The sequence below is a fragment of the Roseburia hominis genome (assembly GCA_040702975.1).
Taxonomy (GTDB): Bacteria; Bacillota; Clostridia; order Lachnospirales; family Lachnospiraceae; genus Allocoprococcus; species Allocoprococcus hominis_A.
In genome coordinates this window covers 30,484-52,045 of record CP159990.1, presented here as the reverse complement: position 1 = coordinate 52,045, position 21,562 = coordinate 30,484, and the positions used below count along the sequence as shown (strand labels likewise).

General features: G+C 48.0%; 21 protein-coding genes. 19 read left to right on the top strand and 2 right to left on the bottom strand.

The features are described 5' to 3' along the window. Positions 1-121 precede the first annotated feature (121 nt). Entirely contained in the window at positions 122-967 is an 846-nt protein-coding gene (locus ABXS75_00210) for a C39 family peptidase (GenBank protein ID XCP85270.1), read from the bottom strand. Between the two features lie 298 nt (positions 968-1,265). Here ABXS75_00210 and ABXS75_00205 point away from each other — a divergent pair, with 298 nt between their 5' ends. The 12 genes from ABXS75_00205 (at position 1,266) to ABXS75_00150 (ending at position 12,992) form a co-directional block, all read left to right on the top strand. Next, positions 1,266-1,844 (top strand): response regulator transcription factor, encoded by a 579-nt coding sequence (locus ABXS75_00205; GenBank protein XCP85269.1) that lies wholly within the window; start codon positions 1,266-1,268, stop codon positions 1,842-1,844. An 83-nt stretch (positions 1,845-1,927) separates the two neighbouring features. Next, complete coding sequence (locus tag ABXS75_00200; protein ID XCP85268.1) at positions 1,928-3,358, top strand: HAMP domain-containing sensor histidine kinase; 1,431 nt, start codon at positions 1,928-1,930, stop codon at positions 3,356-3,358. Continuing rightward, positions 3,355-4,269 (top strand): hypothetical protein, encoded by a 915-nt coding sequence (locus ABXS75_00195; protein XCP85267.1) that lies wholly within the window; start codon positions 3,355-3,357, stop codon positions 4,267-4,269. Before ABXS75_00200 ends, ABXS75_00195 begins: the two co-directional genes overlap by 4 nt. 270 nt (positions 4,270-4,539) lie before the next feature. Continuing rightward, positions 4,540-4,857, top strand: a complete 318-nt coding sequence (locus tag ABXS75_00190) for a hypothetical protein (protein ID XCP85266.1) — start codon at positions 4,540-4,542, stop codon at positions 4,855-4,857. A gap of 302 nt (positions 4,858-5,159) precedes the next feature. Next, the gene (locus ABXS75_00185) at positions 5,160-5,861 is read left to right on the top strand and encodes an ABC transporter ATP-binding protein (protein XCP85265.1); all 702 of its coding nucleotides are present in this window, start codon (positions 5,160-5,162) and stop codon (positions 5,859-5,861) included. Positions 5,862-5,863: 2 nt separating this feature from the next. Beyond that, positions 5,864-7,489 (top strand): efflux RND transporter periplasmic adaptor subunit, encoded by a 1,626-nt coding sequence (locus ABXS75_00180; protein ID XCP85264.1) that lies wholly within the window; start codon positions 5,864-5,866, stop codon positions 7,487-7,489. Positions 7,490-7,611: 122 nt separating this feature from the next. Next, positions 7,612-8,844, top strand: coding sequence for an ABC transporter permease (locus ABXS75_00175; GenBank protein ID XCP85263.1), 1,233 nt, complete (start codon positions 7,612-7,614; stop codon positions 8,842-8,844). Positions 8,845-8,923: 79 nt separating this feature from the next. Beyond that, the gene (locus tag ABXS75_00170; protein ID XCP85262.1) at positions 8,924-9,307 is read left to right on the top strand and encodes a hypothetical protein; all 384 of its coding nucleotides are present in this window, start codon (positions 8,924-8,926) and stop codon (positions 9,305-9,307) included. A 387-nt stretch (positions 9,308-9,694) separates the two neighbouring features. Beyond that, positions 9,695-10,765: an iron ABC transporter permease gene (locus tag ABXS75_00165; protein XCP85261.1), complete on the top strand. Its 1,071-nt coding sequence runs from the start codon at positions 9,695-9,697 to the stop codon at positions 10,763-10,765. 19 nt (positions 10,766-10,784) lie between these two features. Next, positions 10,785-11,573 carry an ABC transporter ATP-binding protein gene (locus ABXS75_00160; GenBank protein ID XCP85260.1) on the top strand — a complete coding sequence of 263 codons (789 nt, stop codon included), beginning with the start codon at positions 10,785-10,787 and terminating at the stop codon, positions 11,571-11,573. Positions 11,574-11,599: 26 nt separating this feature from the next. Further along, positions 11,600-12,589, top strand: a complete 990-nt coding sequence (locus ABXS75_00155) for an ABC transporter substrate-binding protein (protein ID XCP85259.1) — start codon at positions 11,600-11,602, stop codon at positions 12,587-12,589. Between the two features lie 100 nt (positions 12,590-12,689). Next, positions 12,690-12,992: a metal-sensing transcriptional repressor gene (locus ABXS75_00150; GenBank protein XCP87205.1), complete on the top strand. Its 303-nt coding sequence runs from the start codon at positions 12,690-12,692 to the stop codon at positions 12,990-12,992. Between the two features lie 269 nt (positions 12,993-13,261). Here the strand turns inward: ABXS75_00150 and ABXS75_00145 are convergent, their stop codons facing one another. Then, complete coding sequence (locus ABXS75_00145) at positions 13,262-13,552, bottom strand: hypothetical protein (GenBank protein XCP85258.1); 291 nt, start codon at positions 13,550-13,552, stop codon at positions 13,262-13,264. Between the two features lie 235 nt (positions 13,553-13,787). On the opposite strand from ABXS75_00145, the gene ABXS75_00140 reads away from it, so the two are divergent. The 7 genes from ABXS75_00140 to ABXS75_00110 all read left to right on the top strand — a co-directional run bounded on the left by ABXS75_00140 (position 13,788) and on the right by ABXS75_00110 (position 21,562). Further along, positions 13,788-14,549: a TatD family hydrolase gene (locus ABXS75_00140; GenBank protein XCP85257.1), complete on the top strand. Its 762-nt coding sequence runs from the start codon at positions 13,788-13,790 to the stop codon at positions 14,547-14,549. A 303-nt stretch (positions 14,550-14,852) separates the two neighbouring features. Next, the gene (rsmA, locus tag ABXS75_00135; protein XCP85256.1) at positions 14,853-15,743 is read left to right on the top strand and encodes a 16S rRNA (adenine(1518)-N(6)/adenine(1519)-N(6))-dimethyltransferase RsmA; all 891 of its coding nucleotides are present in this window, start codon (positions 14,853-14,855) and stop codon (positions 15,741-15,743) included. Positions 15,744-15,888: 145 nt separating this feature from the next. Continuing rightward, positions 15,889-16,569 carry a TIGR00266 family protein gene (locus ABXS75_00130; protein XCP85255.1) on the top strand — a complete coding sequence of 227 codons (681 nt, stop codon included), beginning with the start codon at positions 15,889-15,891 and terminating at the stop codon, positions 16,567-16,569. Between the two features lie 95 nt (positions 16,570-16,664). Further along, the gene (locus tag ABXS75_00125) at positions 16,665-18,041 is read left to right on the top strand and encodes a citrate/2-methylcitrate synthase (GenBank protein ID XCP85254.1); all 1,377 of its coding nucleotides are present in this window, start codon (positions 16,665-16,667) and stop codon (positions 18,039-18,041) included. 35 nt (positions 18,042-18,076) lie between these two features. Continuing rightward, positions 18,077-19,009 carry an alpha/beta fold hydrolase gene (locus ABXS75_00120; protein XCP85253.1) on the top strand — a complete coding sequence of 311 codons (933 nt, stop codon included), beginning with the start codon at positions 18,077-18,079 and terminating at the stop codon, positions 19,007-19,009. A gap of 254 nt (positions 19,010-19,263) precedes the next feature. Next, on the top strand, positions 19,264-19,842 hold the full coding sequence (locus ABXS75_00115) for a MarR family transcriptional regulator (protein XCP85252.1): 579 nt from the start codon (positions 19,264-19,266) through the stop codon (positions 19,840-19,842). Continuing rightward, positions 19,814-21,562 carry an ABC transporter ATP-binding protein gene (locus tag ABXS75_00110; protein XCP85251.1) on the top strand — a complete coding sequence of 583 codons (1,749 nt, stop codon included), beginning with the start codon at positions 19,814-19,816 and terminating at the stop codon, positions 21,560-21,562. The genes ABXS75_00115 and ABXS75_00110 overlap by 29 nt, the downstream gene beginning before the upstream one ends.

The following is a 21,562-nucleotide window of genomic DNA, read 5'->3' as shown; positions in this document are numbered from 1 at the left end:
GGTTTGTAGGTATTGGGGAATCATAGATTTCTTCTTGATTCTGACAGCATGATAAAGTGAAAATAATGAAATGGCTGAATAAGGGGGAGACTTCCTTGTTCAGCCATTTACTATTGTCACGTTATTTGGTCTTACAAATTACAATAGCCTGCTCTCCCATCGCCTGGTATGCCGTTTCCGTAATCCCTTTATCGTATGCTAAGGCAGCGCTTCTTAAGGGGTCATGAAAATAGTAGTACTCATCATCATAACCGACCAGAAGCAGGCAGTGCAGATATTTTGTCCACGTAAAGAGCTCTTCGGTCTCCGGGACGATCCAGGAGGAGCCGGAAGAGGTTTCACGCATATCCGTGGTAGCCCAGATCAGGACGGGCTGATCCGCTTCAATATAAGTAGTGCAGATGTCCTGCAAGGGAATTTTCTCCAGCGTAATGGCGGTATAAGAGGTACCATGAAGGTAGGCATTCAGTGAGTTTGCAATGACGGGAGCAAAGCACCCCCAGCCATTTTCACTTCTGGGATCGCCGGGGTACTGTTTCCAGGGATCGCAGCCATAGCGGCAGCCGTCGGAAGCATAATGAGGCGCTTCGCCCATATCAAGATACTTGTTGATAAATTCATCAACGGTAATCGGAAAATTGAGGTATTTAAGGGCCATGACGGCTGTCACGCTCTCGCACCCGTTCGGATAGGAATCCGTTTGATTTATATAAGGAACATTTGAAATGATTTTCTTTGTGGCATGTTTCGCTGTGGTCGATTCTGCGGAAGAATGACTGCCTGCTGCTATTTCAGTAAAATTCCGGGAAATCGTATGGCCACGCTGTCTCAGAACTGTGGAGCAAAGGGAGACTATGATCAATGTGAATCCGGCAAGAAAGAGCCATTTTACGAGGAGGAGAGAGCGGTATTTCCTCCTGATCTGCCTTGGCAGGCGTCGTTTTTTTCTAATCTGTACGTCCATCATAAATCCCTCATTTCTGTTATTCTTTAATGATGCAGGGGTCAGAAGATATTTTAATTCCTATGATATATGGGTTACCCCGCACTTCTGTAATCCTAAGTCATACATGACTTTTTGACCCTGATATCATATTGACGTTTTCATTGTAGGAAGGAGGAAGCCATGAAATCCCCCGCAGAATGCAAAAGATTTGCAAAGATGGAAAAATTTGCATTTTGTTTGCATTTCTTTTGCAACGCGAACCTTGTTATGGAGCGGGGCGGTGCTTTATAATGGAAAAGAAGAAAAAGGGGAGGTAGTTATGATCAGAATACTTATTGTGGAAGACGATGAGAATATTGCACGTATGATAGAGGCGGCCGTCTCCATTGTGGGATATGACTGTGAGATCAGTGTGGACGGAAATGAGGCAGTCAGGAAGGTTTTGGAGAATCATTACGACTTGATCCTGCTCGATGTGATGCTGCCCGGACTGGACGGGTTTGAGGTGATACAGAAAATTCAGCACAGAGAAGTGCCGGTCATTTTTCTGACGGCTATGCAGAATGTGTCGGACAAGGTGAGAGGCCTTAGGCTCGGGGCGGAGGATTACATCGTGAAGCCCTTCGAGGCGGTGGAGCTGCTGGCGCGAATTGAAGTGGTATTGCGGCGATATCACAAGGGCAGCAGGAGTCTTAGGTATGAAGACATAAGGGTGGATATCGAGAAGCATACTGTGACAAAAGGGGGAAAATCTGTTGCGCTCACCCCGAAGGAATTTGATGTGCTCGTATTTTTTCTGCAGAATCAGGATATTGCGCTTACCCGGGAGCGGCTTCTGGCTGCGGTGTGGGGATATGAGTTCGAAGGGGAGAGCCGCACGGTCGATATTCATGTGTAGCAGGTCAGACGAAAAATGGGACTTCAAAAGAAATTGATTACGATTCCCAAGCTGGGATATCGTCTGGAAAGGCAGTAACGATCATGAAACTCTGGCAGAAAATATTTCTCATCTCACTGCTGGGTATCTATATTGCCGTGGAAGGGACGGCTGTGACGGTAACCTGGAGTAATTTTAAATCCATCATCGAGCAGGAGGAGGAGCAGATTGTCTCTTCCCACAATGATATAGCGGTCGGAATCGTAAACCGGGCGCTATATGAACGGCTGCGCCAGAATAAGGTGGTCCTGGGGCAGGATGCGGTGCGTACCATCGTAAATGATGTGGTCTCTTCCCGGCAGACTCCCGGCAGCTTTACGGAGCTTTACAGTGGAGGGGAACCATGGTACACCTATAAGCCGGAGATTCTGGAGGAGAAGCGGAAATTCCGGGAGAAGGTCGCCAAAAGTGAGGGGACGCTGGCTATGATCACAAGGTATCAGGATGTAATCTATTGCATTGCGGGGACAAAGATCTCGATGGAGGGGCGGGAGTATGAGATTTATTCGGTTTCAGACATTTCTTCCATTTATGCGGCCCGGGGCAAACAGATTCAGAACATCGGCATGATCAGCATCTTGTTTTCAGCGGGAATTGCTATTGTGCTGATGGTGTATGTCTACAGGCTGCTGGCGCCTCTTGGAGACGTCAATCTGTTCCTGAACAAGATGGCGGACGGGAATTATGGTAAGCGTCTGGAAATAAAGGGAAATATTGAGTTTCAGACCCTGGAGGAGAACGTCAATCTTATGGCAGAGTCCATTGAGAATCATGTAGAGAGGGTTCAGGGCATTGCAGATGAACGAAAACGGTTTATCGATAATCTGGCCCATGAGATGAAGACCCCGCTCACTTCCATTATGGGGTTTGCCGATATCCTGCGCATTAAGCGGGAAGTCAGCGAGAAACAGCGGCGGGAATATGCGGATATCATCGTCAAGGAGGCGGGGAGGCTAAAGAGCCTGTCCGGGAAAATCTTGGAGCTTGCCACGACGGAGAGCGTCAGGCTGGATTATGAAATCGTGGCAGTGAGGGAGTTATTTGCAGAAATAAATACAGCCTTACTTCCTGTTTTTAAAAAAAGGGAGATCAGTCTGCGGATATCCAGCGAGGAGGTAAACGTGTACGTCGATCGGGAATTGTTTAAGTCCTTGCTGTACAATCTTCTGGATAATGCGCTGAAAGCATCTGAAAGCGGCGGGGAGGTCCGGCTTAGGTGTGCCCGGCGTGATGGGAGTATTCTGCTTTCTGTTTCCGACGACGGCGTGGGGATGACCAAAGAGCAGGTGAGAAGGGTGACCGAGCCCTTCTATATGGTCGACAAATCCCGATCGCGCAAGGCAGGAGGCGCGGGCCTTGGATTATCTCTTTGTGTGGAAATCGTCAAACGGCACCATGCAAGGCTGAGTATCTCCAGCCGCCCGGGACGTGGGACGACGGTTTCTATTCGAATGGAGGAAGGGGACGGGGTATGAAAAGGTTAAAAATGTCAGCTCCCTATGTGGCGGCAGCGGTGATTTTATTGGTCGGTGTATTGAGTTCTAAATGGATTTCTTATGTGTTGCCGTCCTATCTGGACGAGGTAAAAGTTTATGATAAGACATCCGGGGCAGGGGCTCTTTATGTTGGGGAGGAGGAGCTGTTTATCTGGCCATGGAATGGATATTCCGAAGCGAATGTCCGGGAAGTGGAAGATGACGGAAAACAGGAAGAGATGACGGAGGTGTTCCGGGAAATCAGCAGGCGTTTTGGTGCTCCGGCGGCTTCTTCAAGTTGCCAAGCATACGACAAAAACGTCCAGAGGACGTATTTTAGTGATGGGAATAAGACGGCGCCGAATTGGAAGATAGATGATAAGAATTTCCTGTATCTTAAGGACTATACTTATAGCGGCGCAGATGGAAAAGAATATATTTGTAATATGGTGTGGGAAGAAGGGGGCTCAGGGCTGATCTATTATCACAACGTAGCTACTGATATGGAAAAAGGAACAGATGAGGAAGTAACGGCTGCGGTGGAGGAAATAAAGAAGTGGAGAGAGCCAATATTTCTTTATCAGGATGATTATGCGGCGGTAGAGGAGGAGCCTGGGGATAGGGAAGACATGGCGGAAATACCGGACGATGAATTTCATGGTTCATTACTGATGGACTTTTTGGAACTTTATTGGAATACAGGGGAAGCAGATTTTGAGATGAAGGCGTATGAGAATGTTGAGATAAGGAATAGAACGACTCAGTTACTGCTAAGCGCTAAGGAGGATATTCTTGTGTATGGGAATGAACTTTTGGTGGTATATAGTGAGGATGATATGGGGACGGTAATCATCTATTATTCTCCATCGGAGAAAAGGATTACGGGATTTAGTGCGAAAATCGTATGGTAAACTTTTTCGTGTCGCTCGAAAACTTCCAGTATAGATGCGCAATAAGGAATATGAACTAAAAAATAATAAAAGAAATAATATGATTTATTCCTATGCTTTGACAGGTTTTGTGAAACACTTCCAAAAATACAAAACCTCCGCAAAACCAAAGGATTTCAGGGATAAAGGCTGTTATAATACCTTCATTCTTGCAATAGGGAAATGGAGAGATTATAATGGAAGGAGAAATACATATGGAAGAAACAAAAGAGCAGATGTTGAAAGATATGGATGGTTGATTTCCTGCATTATGTGGAAAAAAGTTCTGATGAGTGCCTGCCGGAGGTTTGTGATGAGAGATTAAAGCATCTGCATGAGATTGTGAAGAATATTAAAGCAAGTAAGCAGATGGGAGTGACGTATATGAAGATGGAAGAGAGGGATAGATTGATTCGGGAAAAGGGAGAGAAGCTGGGGGAGAAACGTGGAGAGCAGCGGATTAGCAAGTTGTATGCGAATCTGGTGAAAGATAATCGTGTTGAGGAAATCCTGAAAGCAGATGGAGATCAAGATTTCCGTGAAGAATTATTGAAAGAATATGGATTATAGTTTTGATTTTGCAGCATATGGAAATAAATAGTTTATGGGGCCAGGGACATGATTGTTTCTGGCCTCTTTTACTGCGTTGCAATAGCATTTACCTGAGACAGCATTCAGACACTGCACCGGGTATTCAAAAAGTCCCTTTTCTAACATGGGCAGGAGCTGCAATGCCTCTATACACATTCTGTATTATTTCCTTTTTTATCCAAAAACATATTGCAATTACTAAATCCCGGTAGTATAATTCTGTATTAAGATAATAATACAGTAACACAATAAGACAAAAGCGAAGGGCAAGGAGGAAGATTGTGGGTGCATTGGTACGGATTGAGAATTTGAAAAAGATATATAACCCCGGTGAGAACGAAGTACGTGCGCTGGACGGCGTCAGTCTTGAGATTGATAGGGGAGAACTGGTGGCGATCGTAGGGCATTCGGGCTCAGGGAAGTCGACGCTTATGAATATGCTGGGCTGCCTGGATACGCCGACTTCCGGAACCTATTATCTGGACGATCGGGACGTTTCACAGATGACGGATAATCAGTTATCCGTAATTCGAAATGAGCAGATCGGGTTTATTTTCCAGGGCTTCAATTTGATCGCAAATCTTGATGCGCTGGAAAATGTGGAGCTGCCTCTCATTTACCGGGGAGTGGACAGAAAGACCCGGCGTGAGGTGTCGAAGGAGGCGCTGGCTCTGGTGGGACTAAAGGGGCGCCTTCATCATAAGCCTGCGGAAATGTCCGGTGGTCAGCAGCAAAGGGTCGCTGTGGCAAGAGCAATCGCGGCAAAGCCGCCGATTATACTCGCTGATGAGCCTACCGGGAATCTGGATTCGGCCTCTACGGAAGAAATCATGAATATTTTAAAAGAACTGAACCGCCAGGGGCGCACTGTGATTATCATTACACATGATGCGGAGATCGCGGCGGAAGCGAAACGGGTAATCCGCGTGAGGGACGGCAAGATAGAAAGAGATTATTTTCAGATTGACGGAAAGGAATTTTAACGATGAAAAAAGAAAAAGCAGGAATAGAAAAAGTGGAAATAGAAAAGATGGAAAAAGACAGTCAAGTGAAAAAGCCGAAGAAAAAACTTCCGGGCTGGATGATTCTTCCTATTTTGGCCGTTTTGGTGTTGACGTTTTGGGGTATTTCTTTGCTGGCATCGCCCAAAGACAGTGCGAAGAATCTGGAAGTGGTCCGCGTAGAAAAAGGCGATGTGAAAGAAACCTACCGCGTGTCCGGGCTGGTGGAAAGTGAGAAGTCGAAGGTGTTCTTCTCTCCGGTCAATGCGCCGATCGCGTCGTGTAAAGCCCAAAAAGGGCAGGCTGTGAAAGCCGGGGATTTGCTGGTCACCTATGACACGGCTGATCTTGAACGGGAGAATCAGAAAAGTCAGCTAAATGTTCTTTCTACAAAATATGCCAATCAGGACGCAGGCGAGCAGAGCAGGCGAAGTGCCGAGCAGGCCAGCCAGGCAAAAGCAGCCCAGGAGAGCAGTATCAGGAATATGGAAGAGCAGGTTGCGGAAAAGAAAGAGGAGATCCAGAAGCTGGAGGCCGCTTATGAGGAAGAAGCGCAGGCCGCCGGAAATAATGCGGCAAAATTAGAAGAGATCAAGGCGATGATGCAGGAAAACTTAAATCAGCAGGATACGAAAAAAGCGGAAAAGGAAAATGCAGAGCGGGAAATGGAGAATCTTGACGCCCTGTACCCTGAAAAAACGCAGCAGGAGCGGGATGAGATCCGCAGGGAATTGGTGGAAACGGCGGGTGTATGTACCAAAGAGCTGGAGGCGCTTCAAATTACATACCGCAGCCTGGAGCAAAGCCTTTCGGCAGTGGGAAATGCAGACGTTTCGGCGCTTGCAGCCAATCTTGCAGCGGCAAAGCAGGAGCTTGCCACTCTAAAGTCCAGTTTGAATCAGGCGAAAAGCAGTGCGACAGGAAGTGTGGAGACGGGGCTTACTGCGGGACAGACGAAAAATATGAAGGTCTCCGAAAACATGGCGGAGCTTGCGGCTTTAAGTGCAAAAGAACTGGTAGAGTTGGGAAAGGAGGGCATAAAAGCGGAGTTTGACGGGATTATTTCCGATGTGAAAGCCGTGGAAAGCAGCCAGGCGGTTCAGGGAGGAGAGTTATTTACACTGGTCAGCAATACAGACGTAGCGGTGAAAATAGAGGTGGCGGCAGGAGATTGTGATAAATTGAAGGAGGGCAGCAGCGCGGTCGTGGAAATTGGCCGGCAAAGTTACAGTGGGACGCTGACATCTATTGATAAAATTGCGCTTCCCAATGAAAAGGGAAATCCGGTGATTGGTGCGAGGGTGCAGATCGATGATCCCGACGAGAATATTTATGTTGGAGTTAATGCCAAGGTCACTATGCTGGTGGCGGAGGAAAAGAATGTTCTATGTCTCCCGTGCGAGGTGATCAATACCGGAACCACCGGCGATTTTGTCTACGTCATTCGCGATGGCGTGGTGAAAAAACAGATGGTAGAACTGGGGACTTCCTCCAGTACCAGAGTGGAGATTAAAGAGGGACTTTCCGAGGGAGACCAGGTGGTCTATGATTCGACCGGAAGCGTCAAAGAAGGAATGCGTGCGCAGGCAGTGGAGAAGAGTGGAAAGTAAGTAACTTAAGCGAATCGGGCGGCCGAAAAAGTGGAAAGTAAGTAATTTGGCGAATCAGGCAGTGGAGAATCGCAAAAAATGAGCAGTCTTGCGCAAGGGGCATAATCAGGAGGAATTTACATATGGAACAATTTGGAGAATATATTAAAATGGCGCTCCTGTCGATCCGTTCTAACAAAGGCCGGTCTTTTTTGACCATGCTGGGAATTATTATCGGAATCGCCTCGGTTATCACGATCATTTCCATTGGAAATGGATTAAAAGATGACGTGATGGCGGAAAGCGATGCAAAGAGTGTGGGAATTATCGTAGATGGGGAGGAGACGACGAATACGGAGCTGATTACCCAGGAAGATATACAGGCTTTGAAGGAACAACTGGGAGATCTGAGTAAAGGGGTGGTATCCGCCAGCAGTCTGGTGGGAGAAGTTACGACCCGGAAAGGGGATTTTCAGGCATACGTATCTATGACCATGCCCGATGCCCGCTTTGATCCGGCGCAAAAGGAGGTGGTAGTCGGGGATTTCTTTACGGAGGAAGATGTGGCAAATGGGAATCTGGTCTGTGTGCTCGATAAAGCCAGCGCGATTTATCTCTATGGAACGACGGACGTGGAGGGAATGGAACTGGAACTTCATATTGAAAATACGATTCAAACTGTGAGGATATGCGGTGTCCGGGATTATGATGTGGAGCTTATGGAGGCCAATGATGAGGCGATGAAAATGTTTGGCATGGAGATGCCGGTCATGATGGAAATGCCCTATACGGCATCTGCGAACTGGGGAAGAGGGGCGGAAAATGTATCGTCGCTGAGCATTTATCTGGGAGAGCAGGCGAGTGAAAACCAGGTGGCGGCTGCGGCGATCCGTATCCTGTCGGCGCGCCATATGAGTGATGGGAAGGACTTATTTACCAAGCAACAGGCGATGGATCTCTCCTTTATGGGGACGATCATGGACGGCGTGACCGCATTTGTGGCATTTGTCGCGGGAATTTCTCTGTTGGTAGGCGGAATCGGCGTCATGAATATTATGCTGGTATCCGTGACGGAGCGGACAAGGGAAATCGGTATCCGCAAGGCCCTGGGAGCGAAAACCTCCTCTGTTGTGATGCAATTTTTGATGGAATCGGCAATCATATCCGGAATCGGAGGGATTATTGGAATCCTGATCGGCGCGGGAATCGCAGGTCTTGTGTCTGCACTGGGAATCGGTGGCCTGTCGGCGCGGATCACCCCGATGTCTGTCATTTTGACGACAGCTTTTTCTTGTAGCGTAGGAATTATATTTGGAATCTACCCGGCCAGGAAGGCGGCAAGGCTCAGTCCGATCGAGGCGCTCAGGCAGTTGTAGTGTTTAGGAGCAAGAGAAGGATATTGGTTGTAAGGGATAAGATTTAATGGTATAGTAAAAAGAAACGGAGGTAACAGTTATGTTTATACCTAACAAATTATTAAAGGTCATGTCTATTATCGTTATTGTACTTAGTGTTCTGGGAATTATAAGTCTCCTGGCGGGGTATTATGTGGTAAATAGCCTGGAGGTTCCGGGTGTGGATATGAGTATGCTAAAGGAGGCCTACACTCCGCTCAGCATGGGAATGAGCCTGATTTCATCGGTTTCTATGATTGTGGCAGGCGTACTGGGATTCAGTGGGAAATCCTTCAAAGGCTGTGCGGCAGCGATTGGAATTTACACGGTCATGATCGCGATTTCCTGTGTACAGTCCACTATGCTGACAGGCTTTAATCCGCTTCTGGCGATCGATTTTATTATCCCGGCGTTGTTTATCTGGGGACTGTATCAGTCTAAGTAGGCTGTCAGGGAGAATATGTAACATTCGTTTTAACATAGTAAGGCTATAAGGCGGAGTCTATTAGTCGGCGGGCTTATAGAAAGTTTTAAATTATTTATAAAAAAGAGAGACGGTGCGCATCGGCCAAATGGCAGGTGGAGTACCGTCTCTTTGTTGCCACGCATACCTGAAATAAGGTTCAGTGGATCTTTATCTCGGCGCCAGGCATACCTAGTTCCGGTGGACCTTCATCTCGGTTTCTTACGCCGTTATATCCCTCCCAGGGGCTTGCGCGGGCCGGGTTCGTCTGTTAATGTGTGAAAAGAGAAAACCGGCAGGAAGAAAAGGTAAGAGTGAAATTTGATGAACAGCAGTCTGGCCGGCGGCAGGAAAGGTGGGAGGAACCATATGGGGAAGTTTTTGAAAAAACATTTTAACCGGGAAGAACCGAATATTGTTTTGATCATCATATTGTTGAGTGTGGCAGCGCTTTTGTCTCTGGTGCTGGCAACGGGGCTTGGCCCGGTCACGGTGGCTCCGGGTACTACGGCGAAAATTCTTCTTAGCCGTCTCCCTGTCATCGGGAATAAGATACCTTGTACCTGGGAGCAGCTGGAAGTAAATGTGATTCTGGGACTGCGTCTTCCCAGAGTCTGTCTTGGCATGATCGTGGGGGCTTCTCTGGCAGTCTGCGGGGTGACGATGCAGGCATTGGTCCGCAATCATCTGGCAGACCCGTTTATCCTGGGAGTTTCCTCGGGGGCGGCTGCATTTGCCACACTGGGAATGCTATTTGGGGCCTTTTCTTTTCTGGGAACGTATTCCCTGTCGATCAGTGCATTTCTTGGCTCGGCGATTACGATTATTTTTGTATATACCATATCCCGGGTGCGGGGACGGATCCATATTACGCAGCTGCTCCTTTCGGGAGTGGCGCTGTCCATGATCATGGACGGACTTACGGACGTGATCAAGCTGAGTGCACCGAATGCGTTGGGGCTTCATAATGCAGAATTTTGGATGTCGGGGAGCCTTGCCGGCGCCAAGTGGGCTTATCTGAAACTACCCTTTGTGGTGCTGGTCGGCTGTATGGTGGTTCTTATGCTCAATTACCGGGGGCTGAATCTGCTGGTGCTGGGAGATGAGAGTGCGGGTGCGCTGGGGGCAAATGTACGCCGCCTGCAGAAAATGTTGGTGCTTGTGGCATCTCTCATGGCGGGAGTGACGATCGCGGTCAGCGGTACGATTGGCTTTGTGGGCCTTATGGTTCCACATTTTACCCGGCTTCTGGTAGGGGGGAATCACAAAAATGTATTACCGATCTCTGCACTTTTAGGAGGAATCCTGGTAGTATGGGTGGACGTAGCGGCGAGAATGCTGATCGCGCCGGAAGAGCTGCCGGTGGGAATTCTAACCGCAGTAATTGGGGGACCGGTATTTATCTGGCTGTTAAAGCGTAATACCGGCAGAGAGAAATAGAGAAGGGGAGGTAGCTTGTATGCGGCTTGAGGTAGAAGAGCTGACGTTCTCCTATGGCAGGAAAAATGCGGTGGACAAGGTCTCGCTTTCTGTGGAAGAGGGAGAATTTGTCGGCCTGATTGGACCAAACGGGAGCGGAAAATCTACGGTGCTTAAGAATATTTACCGTGCATTAAAGCCGGATGAGGGAGCGATTTGGCTGGACGGCGAGGATTTGCTTAAGATGAATTATAAAAAATCGGCCCGGAAGCTGGCGGTCGTGGGACAGGAGAACGAAGTACCGTTTGATTTTACGGTAGAGGAAATGGTCGCTATGGGGCGCAGTCCTTATAAAAAATGGTTTGATATTGATAATGCTCATGATAAAGAAATCGTGCATCATGCGCTGGAGCATCTGGGAATGGAAAATATGGCGAAGAGGAATTATGTTCATTTGTCGGGAGGCGAGAAGCAGCGGGTATTGATGGCACGTGCCATCGCCCAGGAAAGTGATTTCTTTATTTTGGATGAGCCGACCAATCATCTGGATATCAGCTATCAGATGCAGATCTTTGATTTTATCAAACGGTTGAAGGTGACGGTGCTGTCGGCGATTCACGACCTGAATATGGCGGCCCTGTATTGTGACCGGCTGTATGTGCTTAAGGACGGGAAGATCGTACTTTCCGGAACGCCGGAGGAGGTCTTTACCCCGGAATATATTTATGAAATTTATGGAGTCAGAAGTTCCGTGATGAAACACCCGATCACGGGAAGGGTGACTATCACATTTCTGCCGGCAGGCGTGGGAGAAGCAGGGCAGATATAGAAGAAAAGAGGAGGAGATGGCGCGTGATGAAAAAGAAAGTATTTCGGACGCTGGTCTGCCTGCTGACGGTCGCAGCACTTACGGCGTGCGGTAAAGTGCAGTCTGCGGCGGATATGAATAAAGGCGTGGAAGAGAGAGAAACGAAGGAGGATCAGGGTGCGTATCCATTTACCCTGGAAAATTACGGAAGAGAGGTCAAGGTAAGCCAAAAACCACAGAAGGTCCTGACCTTAGGGCCAAACTGTACGGAGCTGTTTGTGGCGTTGGGACTTCGGGATTATATTGTGGGAACTTCCCTTGCCAATCACAGCCGGGGGCCGCTTCCGGAGTATGAGGAGGCGTATCGGGATATGCCGGAACTGAATTATGGTTCTGCGACCCGGGAGGCGGTAATTACCAGCGGAGCGGATTTCATCTATGGTCTGGATTGGGAATTCGGTGACAGTGCCCTGGATATCGAAGAGCTGGAAAGCTATGGAATGACGGTCTATATGAATGCCGCTGTCACACTGGAGGAGCAGTACCAGGAAATTCTGGATATCGGTAGGATTTTCGGGATCGAGGAGACGGCCGAGGCTTACGTGGAAGAGCAAAAGACCCGGATTCAGGCTGCTAAGGAGAGGGCCAAGGGAAAGGAGCCGGTCAGGGTCCTGGTATATGACAGTGGAAATAACGGAGTATTTACTTGTTCAGGAATTAATTTTGAATCGCTTTTGATTGAGCTTGCAGGCGGAAAGAATATGTTCGATGATCTGGAGGAGAAGCAGTGGGTCACGGTCAGCTATGAGGAGGTGCTTGCCAGGGACCCGGATCTGATCCTGATTCATGACTATGATTCTCCGTCTGTGGAAGAAAAAATTGCAGAGATCAAGGCAAATGATACCTTATCCCAGCTGGATTGTGTAAAGGAAGAGCGTTTTGCAGTGATCCCTCTGGAGAGCGTTCTGGCCGGGGATCGTATGGCAGATACGGTGGAGAGGCTGTCAGAGGCGTTTTACCCGGAAACGGCAGAATAGGGCGGAGCAGCTTGACCTGCCCGGGTGGATTTGATAAGATAATTTGGAGGCAGGATTGGAAGGCAAGGGTGAGAATGTGGATAAAGAAATCAAAGTACAAATTCAGGCGGCTCTCGGAGACGGCCATTATAAGCATGTGCATAGCGTCGCAGAGAAAAAAGCGGTGATAAACCGATTATCCCGGGTAATCGGACATTTGGAAGCAGTCAAACGCATGGTCGAGCGCGATGAGGATTGCAGCGAAGTGCTGATTCAGCTCGCGGCTGTCCGCTCTGCGATTAATAATACCGGAAAAGTGGTTCTTAAGAATCATCTGAATCATTGCATCGTCCATGCGGTAGAGGAGGGCGATGACGAGGCGATTGAGCTTTTGAATCAGGCGATTGACAAGTTTGTGAAATAGTGAAAAGTGCTGCTACACCTTGCGGATTCCGTCGAAGTTGTATCAGCACTTTTTCGTATGTTCAGGCATTCTCACATTTGCCGGGAATGACCCGGGTCCTATTGCCCTGACAGGCTCAATATGCATTCTTTGAAAAATACCCTGCGCATAAAGTCCAGTTAATTATACCCAAAGGGCATCCCGAATGGCCATTCGGCCGTTTCACAAGGTATACCCATAGGGCATCCCGTATGGCCATTCGGCCGTTTCACAAGGTATGAACCGTTGTACTAGCTGAGCTCGATTTTCGTAGCCTCTTCCGGATGGAATTCATTCGCAAGGTCATACAAATTATGTCCGGTGGACTCGCTGAGTACTTTCCCCTTCAGGGAGTAGCAGCGAATAAAACGTTTCGGGTCGATGGAAGACCAGTGCTCTACGTCCCAGGAAAGGTATCCGTCTGCATCCGTCTTTACATGGTCAAAATACAGATCGACCTGACGTCCGTCAATCATGATCTTCTTAAGGTCAGACAGTTCGATCTCGACCTCTGTTTTGTTTACACTGTCAAATACTTTCATTGCAAATATCCTCCTTGCATCAGTCATATTTTTGGAAGATTCCCCACACTTCCATTGGTTATCACTCTTGCCGGAAGTATGTCCGTCGGACAACTATTCCGGTACTATTTATAGTATACATAAGCAGAGCATTTGGGGCAAGTGAAAAATTTATTTTCCAGCAGGGTAGAAGTGTGTTATACTAATAAGTACGATGCTGATACAGTATATGACATAGATTAGAAGGTGAGATAATATGATATTTGATACACATAGTCATTACGATGACAAACAGTTTGAAGACGACAGGGAGGAACTGCTGGTGTCCATGCCGTCTCAGGGGGTCGGCACGATCGTGAATGTCAGCGCGTCTTATGATTCCTGTCAGTATGCGATTGCCCTGGCACATAAATATCCGTTCATTTATGCGGCGGTGGGGATTCACCCGGATGAGGTAGGCGCTCTGGATGAAGAGAAATTTGCAAAAATGAAAGAGTTATTCCGGGAGGATAAGGTCGTAGCGGTAGGCGAGATCGGGCTGGATTATTATTGGGACAACGAGCCGCACGAAGTGCAGAAGCAGTGGTTCATTCGTCAGCTTGAGCTGGCAAGGGAGCTGGATCTTCCGGTGATCATTCATAGCCGTGAGGCGGCTGCGGATACCATGTATATCATGCAGAATTACGCGAAAGGCCTTGGCGGGGTGATTCATTGCTATTCCTATTCGGTAGAGATGGCAAAAGAGTATGTTAAGATGGGATTTTACATCGGTATCGGAGGAGTAGTTACTTTTAAGAATGCTAAGAAACTAAAAGATGTGGCAGCCGAGATCCCACTGGATCGGATTTTGCTGGAGACAGACTGCCCGTACATGGCGCCGGAACCATATCGGGGGAAGCGCAACAATTCAGCATATTTGACCTATGTGGCCGAGAAGATTGCCGAGATTAAGGGAATCACGCCCGAGGAAGTGATCCGTGTCACAGAGGAAAATGCCCGTAAAATGTATCGGCTGTAAGGTATAATGTCCACGAAAGCAATGAGCAGTGCCAAAGTGCAGAAAAAGCAATCGACTGCTTGCAGGCGGATTGCTTTTCCTGCGCTTTGATAGGGCGAAAGCCCGTGAACGAACGAGCGGAACGCTCGTGAGTTCGCACTGCGTTTTATGGTATAATGTCGCCAGACATTATACTGCGCATAGATTTCTGCGTTCACCGCAGAAATGTGAGCGCTAAAATCTCCCGGAGGGGCCATGATTCGAAGAATCATGGCATTATAAAGAAATATTGGTTTGGAGAACAGACAGAAAGAGAGAGCATCAGTGAGAGAACCAACACTTGGAAACCCGCAGAATACGATTGAGATTCTGCAAAAATATAACTTTAATTTTCAGAAAAAATTCGGGCAGAATTTCCTGATCGATACGCATGTGCTGGATAAGATTATTCGGGCTGCCGAGATCACAAAAGATGATTTTGTCCTGGAGATCGGTCCCGGCATCGGAACCATGACGCAATATCTGGCGTGTGCGGCAAGAGAAGTGGCAGCAGTTGAGATCGATAAGAATTTGATCCCGATTTTGTGGGATACACTAAAAGGTTACGATAATGTGACCGTGATCAATGAAGATATCCTGAGACTTGATATCGAAGAATTGGTGAGAGAGAAAAACGAAGGGCGCCCGATCAAGGTTGTGGCGAATCTTCCTTATTATATCACGACTCCGATCATCATGGGGCTGTTTGAAAAGCATGTACCGCTGGAAAGTATCACGGTCATGGTTCAAAAAGAAGTGGCAGACCGTATGCAGGTCGGACCGGGCACCAAGGATTATGGCGCATTGTCTCTGGCGGTGCAGTATTATGCAGAGCCGTATATCGTGGCGAATGTGCCGCCGAACTGCTTTATGCCAAGGCCGTCCGTTGGCTCTGCAGTCATTCGGCTGACCCGGCATGAGAAGCCCCCGGTCCAGGTGCAGGATGAGGCGTTTTTGTTTCAGATTATCCGGGCGTCGTTTAATCAGAGAAGAAAGACTTTGGCCAACGGGCTTAAGAATTCCAGAGAACTTAATATTTCGAAAGAGATTATAGAAAAAGCAATCGAAGAGCTTGGACGTGGAAGCAGCATTCGGGGAGAGGCGCTTAACCTTACCGAATTCGCACGTTTGGCAGATATTTTAAAGAGGCTGATGGAGGCCAAGACTACGGTATAATGTCCGGAGGGGCTATGATGCGAAGAATTATGGTACTATGTAGAAGGTGCGAGGTTTTCTTTGCATCTGTACTTAAGTATATATCATAATATAACACGATGTGAGAGACGCCGGGGATATGCCGGCAGGAAAAGGAGGGGCTAAAATGAAATATGAGATCAAGGGCGACACGCTGCCGGTAGTAATCTGCCAGTTGGAGGCAGGAGAGAAGATGATCACGGAGAGTGGTTCTATGGCGTGGATGTCGCCGAACATGCTGATGGAGACTACGACGAACGGAGGTATTGGAAAGGCATTTGGGCGTATGTTTTCCGGGGAGAAGATGTTTCAGAATATTTATACCGCGCAGGGTGGAAGTGGACTGATTGCATTTGCATCCAGCTTCCCGGGGTCTGTCCGCGTCTTTGAGGTGGGACCGGGACAGGAGTACATCTTCCAGAAAAAGGCATTCCTTGCTTCGGAAGCAGGAGTCAGCCTTTCGGTACATTTTCATAAAAAGGTAGCTTCCGGTCTGTTTGGCGGGGAAGGATTTATTCTGCAGAGAGTATCCGGTTACGGAATAGTTTTCGCAGAGTTCGACGGGCATGTGGTAGAGTATGATCTGCAGCCGGGACAGCAGATCGTTGTGGATTCCGGTTATTTGGCTGCCATGAGTGCGTCATGCCAGGTGGATATTCAGTCTGTAAAAGGGGCTAAGAATATTGTGTTTGGAGGGGAAGGATTATTTAATACGGTCATTACCGGACCTGGTCATGTGTGGCTTCAGACCATGCCGATCAGTGCGGTGGCAGGGGCGCTCCGCCCATATTTCCCGACCGGGAATTAGTACAACGTTTCGTAAATAACCAGGTATTTGCCGAACTTTGTGCCAGAAAGAAACTCGTCGTTTGGGGGGGCAGGACCAAAGAAAGGGGAAAACACATGAATCAAGTAAAAGATTTGGAAACCTTATTGTTTGAGATTACACCGGAGATTGAAGAGCTTTCGGCGCTTTGCGAGAAGAACAACGAGATTGACAAAGAATTGTTCACGCAATACGATGTCAAGAGAGGTCTGCGTGATTTAAACGGGAAAGGTGTGCTTGCCGGCCTGACCAATATATCTGACGTATGTGCCAAGAAGATTGTGAAGGGGCAGGAGGTTCCCTGCGCCGGCAATCTGTATTACAGAGGATATAATATCAAGGATCTGGTAAAAGGATTTTTGGTGCCGAGAAGATACGGGTTTGAAGAAATTGCTTACCTGCTTCTGTTTGGTGAACTTCCCACGATGGAGCAGCTGGTGCGTTTTAAGGAGAATCTGGCAGAGCGACGTACATTGCCGCCGACTTTTGTGCGTGATGTCATTATGAAGGCGCCGAGTCCGGATATGATGAACAGCCTGTCCCGTTCTATTTTGAATCTGTATACGTATGACGATAAGGCGGACGATACCAGTATCCCGAATGTATTGAGACAGTGTCTGAATCTGATCAGCCAGTTCCCGATGCTCATGGTATATGGTTATCATGCATATAATTACCGCAGAGGGGAAGATATGTATATTTATGCGCCGGACCCGAAAAAATCCGTGGCGGAGAACATTCTGCTGATGCTTCGTGAGGACCGGAAATACAGTAAGCTGGAAGCAAGGATTCTGGATATGGCACTGGTACTCCATATGGATCACGGCGGTGGTAACAATTCAACGTTCACAACGCATGTCGTTACCTCCTCGGGAACGGATACGTATTCAACCATTGCAGCAGCGATGGCGTCCCTGAAAGGACCGAAACATGGCGGAGCCAATATCAAGGTGACGCAGATGTTTGCGGATATGAAGGAAGTAGTAAAAGACTGGGACGACGATGACGAGGTAAGAAATTACCTGGAAGGATTGCTGAATAAAGAGCGGTTTGACAAGAAGGGACTGATATACGGAATGGGTCATGCCATCTACTCAGTCTCCGACCCCCGTGCTGAGATCTTCAAGAAATTTGTGGCGCAGCTTGCCCGTGAAAAAGGATATGATAAAGAGTATAGATTATATGAGAAGGTGGAGCGTATGGCGCCGAAAGTCATCGCCGAGAAGCGTAAGATGTACAAAGGGGTCAACGCCAACGTGGACTTCTACAGCGGACTTGTTTACGGAATGCTGGGCATTCCGGAGCAGCTTTATACACCGATCTTTGCGACCGCGCGTATCGTAGGCTGGAGTGCGCACCGTCTGGAAGAGCTTAAGAATGTGGATAAGATCATACGTCCGGCGTATAAACCGCTGGCACCTTACAGGGATTATGTTAAATTGGAACAGCGATAAGGTTTGATAAAGTATTTGAGGAGGAACTGATACCGATGAAACAGGAATTTACGTATCCATCCAGAGATGGAGCGACGCGGATTCATGCGATCGAGTGGAAGCCGGAGGGTGAGATCAAAGCAGTCCTTCAGATGTGCCATGGTATGGTGGAATACATTGACCGCTATGATGCATTTGCGCGATTTTTAAATGAACATGGGTATTATGTTGTCGGACATGATCATCTGGGCCACGGAGGTTCTGTGCGAAGCGAGGAGTTGCACGGATATTTTCATGATACCAGGGGAAATGAATGTGTGATCGGAGATATTCATAAGCTACGGCTCATAACGAAGGAAAAATATCCGGATATTCCCTATTTTATGTTGGGACATAGTATGGGCTCATTTCTGATTCGGCAATATATGGAGTTATATGGCGAGGGCCTTTCTGGCGTGATCGTGATGGGAACCGGCTCGCAGCCGGCGGTAGTGCTGGGAGCGGGGCGAATGCTTTGCCGCGTGATCGCCGCGGTCAGGGGCTGGACTTACCGGAGCGCGCTGATCGACAATATGGCATTTGGCTCTTATAATAAGAAATTTGAACCGGCCCGCACGGATAAGGACTGGCTGACTAAGGACGAGAGCATAGTGGACGCTTACCGCGCGCACCCCTGGTGTACCTTCCGTTTTACGGTTAATGCATATTACCACATGTTCCGTGGAATCCAGTTTGCACAGAAGAAGGAAAATATTCGCAGGATTCCGGTAAATCTGCCGCTCTTTTTGGTGGCGGGAGCAGACGACCCGGTGGGGAATTTCGGAAAGAGCGTAAAACAGGTCTATGACACTTACAGGAAATGCGGGATTCAGGACGTAAGCATCAAATTGTATGAGAATGATCGTCATGAGATTCTGAATGAGACAGACCGGGATACGGTATTTACGGATATCCTGGAATGGCTGGAAGAAAAACGGAATAAGCTGTAAAATAAGAAGACTAGAAAAAATTAGAGAAAAGAACAATTACCTTGTGGGGCAGTTGTTCTTTTTTTGCTTTGCAGGCATATCTAAGTGAACGACTAATGCTATATGTACTCTCTAACGGGAGGAGAAGTATTGGGCAAAAACGTACAGCCATCTATGATTTGACGGCCAGGTTCCGGACAAAAGTCTATAGAACTTTCCTTATGGTGGTTGACAATAGTATATATTTGTGTAAAATAGAATATGGACTTAGATAAATGTTCGGAACCAAACAATTTAATACTAAACAGTTTGGAAAAGAACAATTAAAAAGGACGGTGAAGAATATGGAAGAGACCGATAAGAAGCGGCGGATCGGTATGGAGATACGGAGACTGAACTGTATGTTTAAGCAGAACATGTCGGCGCATGTCAAGGCTGCCGGGATCGACGAGATCACCTTGATGCATGGCTGGATTATCCGGTACCTGTATGATAACAGAGACAAGGAGGTTTTCCAGAAGGATCTTGAGAAATTTTTTAAGGTGAGCAGGTCTACGGTGACCGGAGTGATTCAGGTGCTGGAGAAACAGGGATATCTTCGGCGGGAATCCGTGGACCGGGATGCGAGGCTTAAAAAAGTGATCCTGACAGACAAGGGGATTCATACACATGAGGCGCTTGAAAGCCTGGTAAATTACCTGAATGTAAGGACGCTGGAGGGAATCAGCGATGCGGAGCTGGAGGTTTTCTTCCAGGTGACAAAGAAGCTGAGAGATAACTTACAAAAGCAGAAAAATGAATGCTCGGATGGGAAGGAGGAGACAGATGATCCGGACTTTATTGAAAGAAGTTAAAGAATTCAAAAGAGCGTCCTTTGCAACACCGATGTTCATGATCCTGGAGGTGCTGATGGAAATGGTCATTCCGTTTCTGATGGCTTCTATCATAGATGACGGTGTCAATGCGGGGGACATTCACCACATTTACAAGGTAGGTGCGGTGATGGTAGTGGCGGCGGCGATTGGGCTGTTTGCCGGAATTGCAGGCGGAAGATTCGGCGCGAAGGCGTCGGCGGGCTTTGCAAGAAACCTAAGAGAGGCGATGTTTAACAACATTCAGACTTTCTCATTTTCCAATATTGACAAATACAGCACGGCGGGTCTGGTAACTCGTCTTACAACGGACGTGACGAATATCCAGAATTCCTACCAGATGCTGCTTCGTATGTTTACGAGGGCGCCGGCCAGTCTGATCTGTGCGATGGTTATGGCATTTTACATCAATGCCCGGCTGGCGAGCATTTATCTGGTGGCGGTCCTGGTGCTGGGAGTCGTTCTATTTGCGATTATGAATAATGCCACAAAGTATTTTAAACAGGCATTTCCGAAGTATGATGACATGAATGCGTCCGTTCAGGAAAATGTTTCCGCGATTCGCGTGGTAAAAGCGTACGTGCGGGAGCAGGAGGAGACCAGCAAATTTAAGAGGACCAGCGAAAATATTTATAAGATTTTTGTCAAGGCAGAATGTAATCTGGTCTTTAATGCACCAATCATGCAGACTACGGTCTACAGTTGTATCCTTTTGATTAGCTGGATCGGGGCGAAGATGATCGTGGCAAACAGCCTGACCACCGGAGAACTGATGAGCCTTCTGGCCTACTGTATGAATATTCTGATGAGCCTTATGATGTTGTCGATGGTATTCGTCATGATTTCTATGAGTGCGGCGAGTGCAAAACGTATTTCAGAAGTGCTGGGTGAGACCAGCGATCTAAAGAATCCGGCAGACCCGATTCATGAGGTTCCGGACGGAAGTATCTCGTTCCGGCATGTGGAATTCGCATATCGGAAAGACTCAAAGGAGCCGGTTCTCAAGGATATTACGCTGGATATCCATTCGGGAGAGACGATTGGGATCATCGGCGGAACCGGAAGTGCGAAGACGAGTCTGGTGAACCTGATCAGCCGTCTGTACGATGTGACGGCGGGAGAGGTCATTGTCGGCGGTCATAACGTGAAGGAATATGACATGGAGGCACTTAGGAATCAGGTGTCCGTGGTATTGCAGAATAACGTCTTGTTTTCCGGCTCTATTTTGGATAACCTGCGCTGGGGCAATAAGGAGGCCACCCGTGAGGAATGTGAACTGGCCTGCCGCCAGGCCTGTGCAGACGAGTTTATCCAGAGGCTCCCGGACGGCTATGAGACGCACATTGAGCAGGGCGGAAGCAACGTGTCCGGCGGGCAGAAGCAGAGAGTTTGTATTGCAAGAGCGCTACTTAAAAGACCAAAAATCTTGATTCTCGACGACAGTACCAGCGCGGTGGATACGGCGACAGATGCGAAGATTCGAAAAGCATTTGCCGAGGAGATACCGGATACCACGAAGCTGATCATCGCCCAGAGAATTTCCAGTGTGCAAAATGCGGACCGGATCATCGTCATGGACGAGGGCCGTATAAATGGATTTGGAACTCATGAGGAGCTGCTTCGGGAAAATGCGATCTACCGCGAGGTATATGAGTCGCAGACCAAGGGCGGCGGAGATTTTGATGAGAAGGCAGGTGAGTAG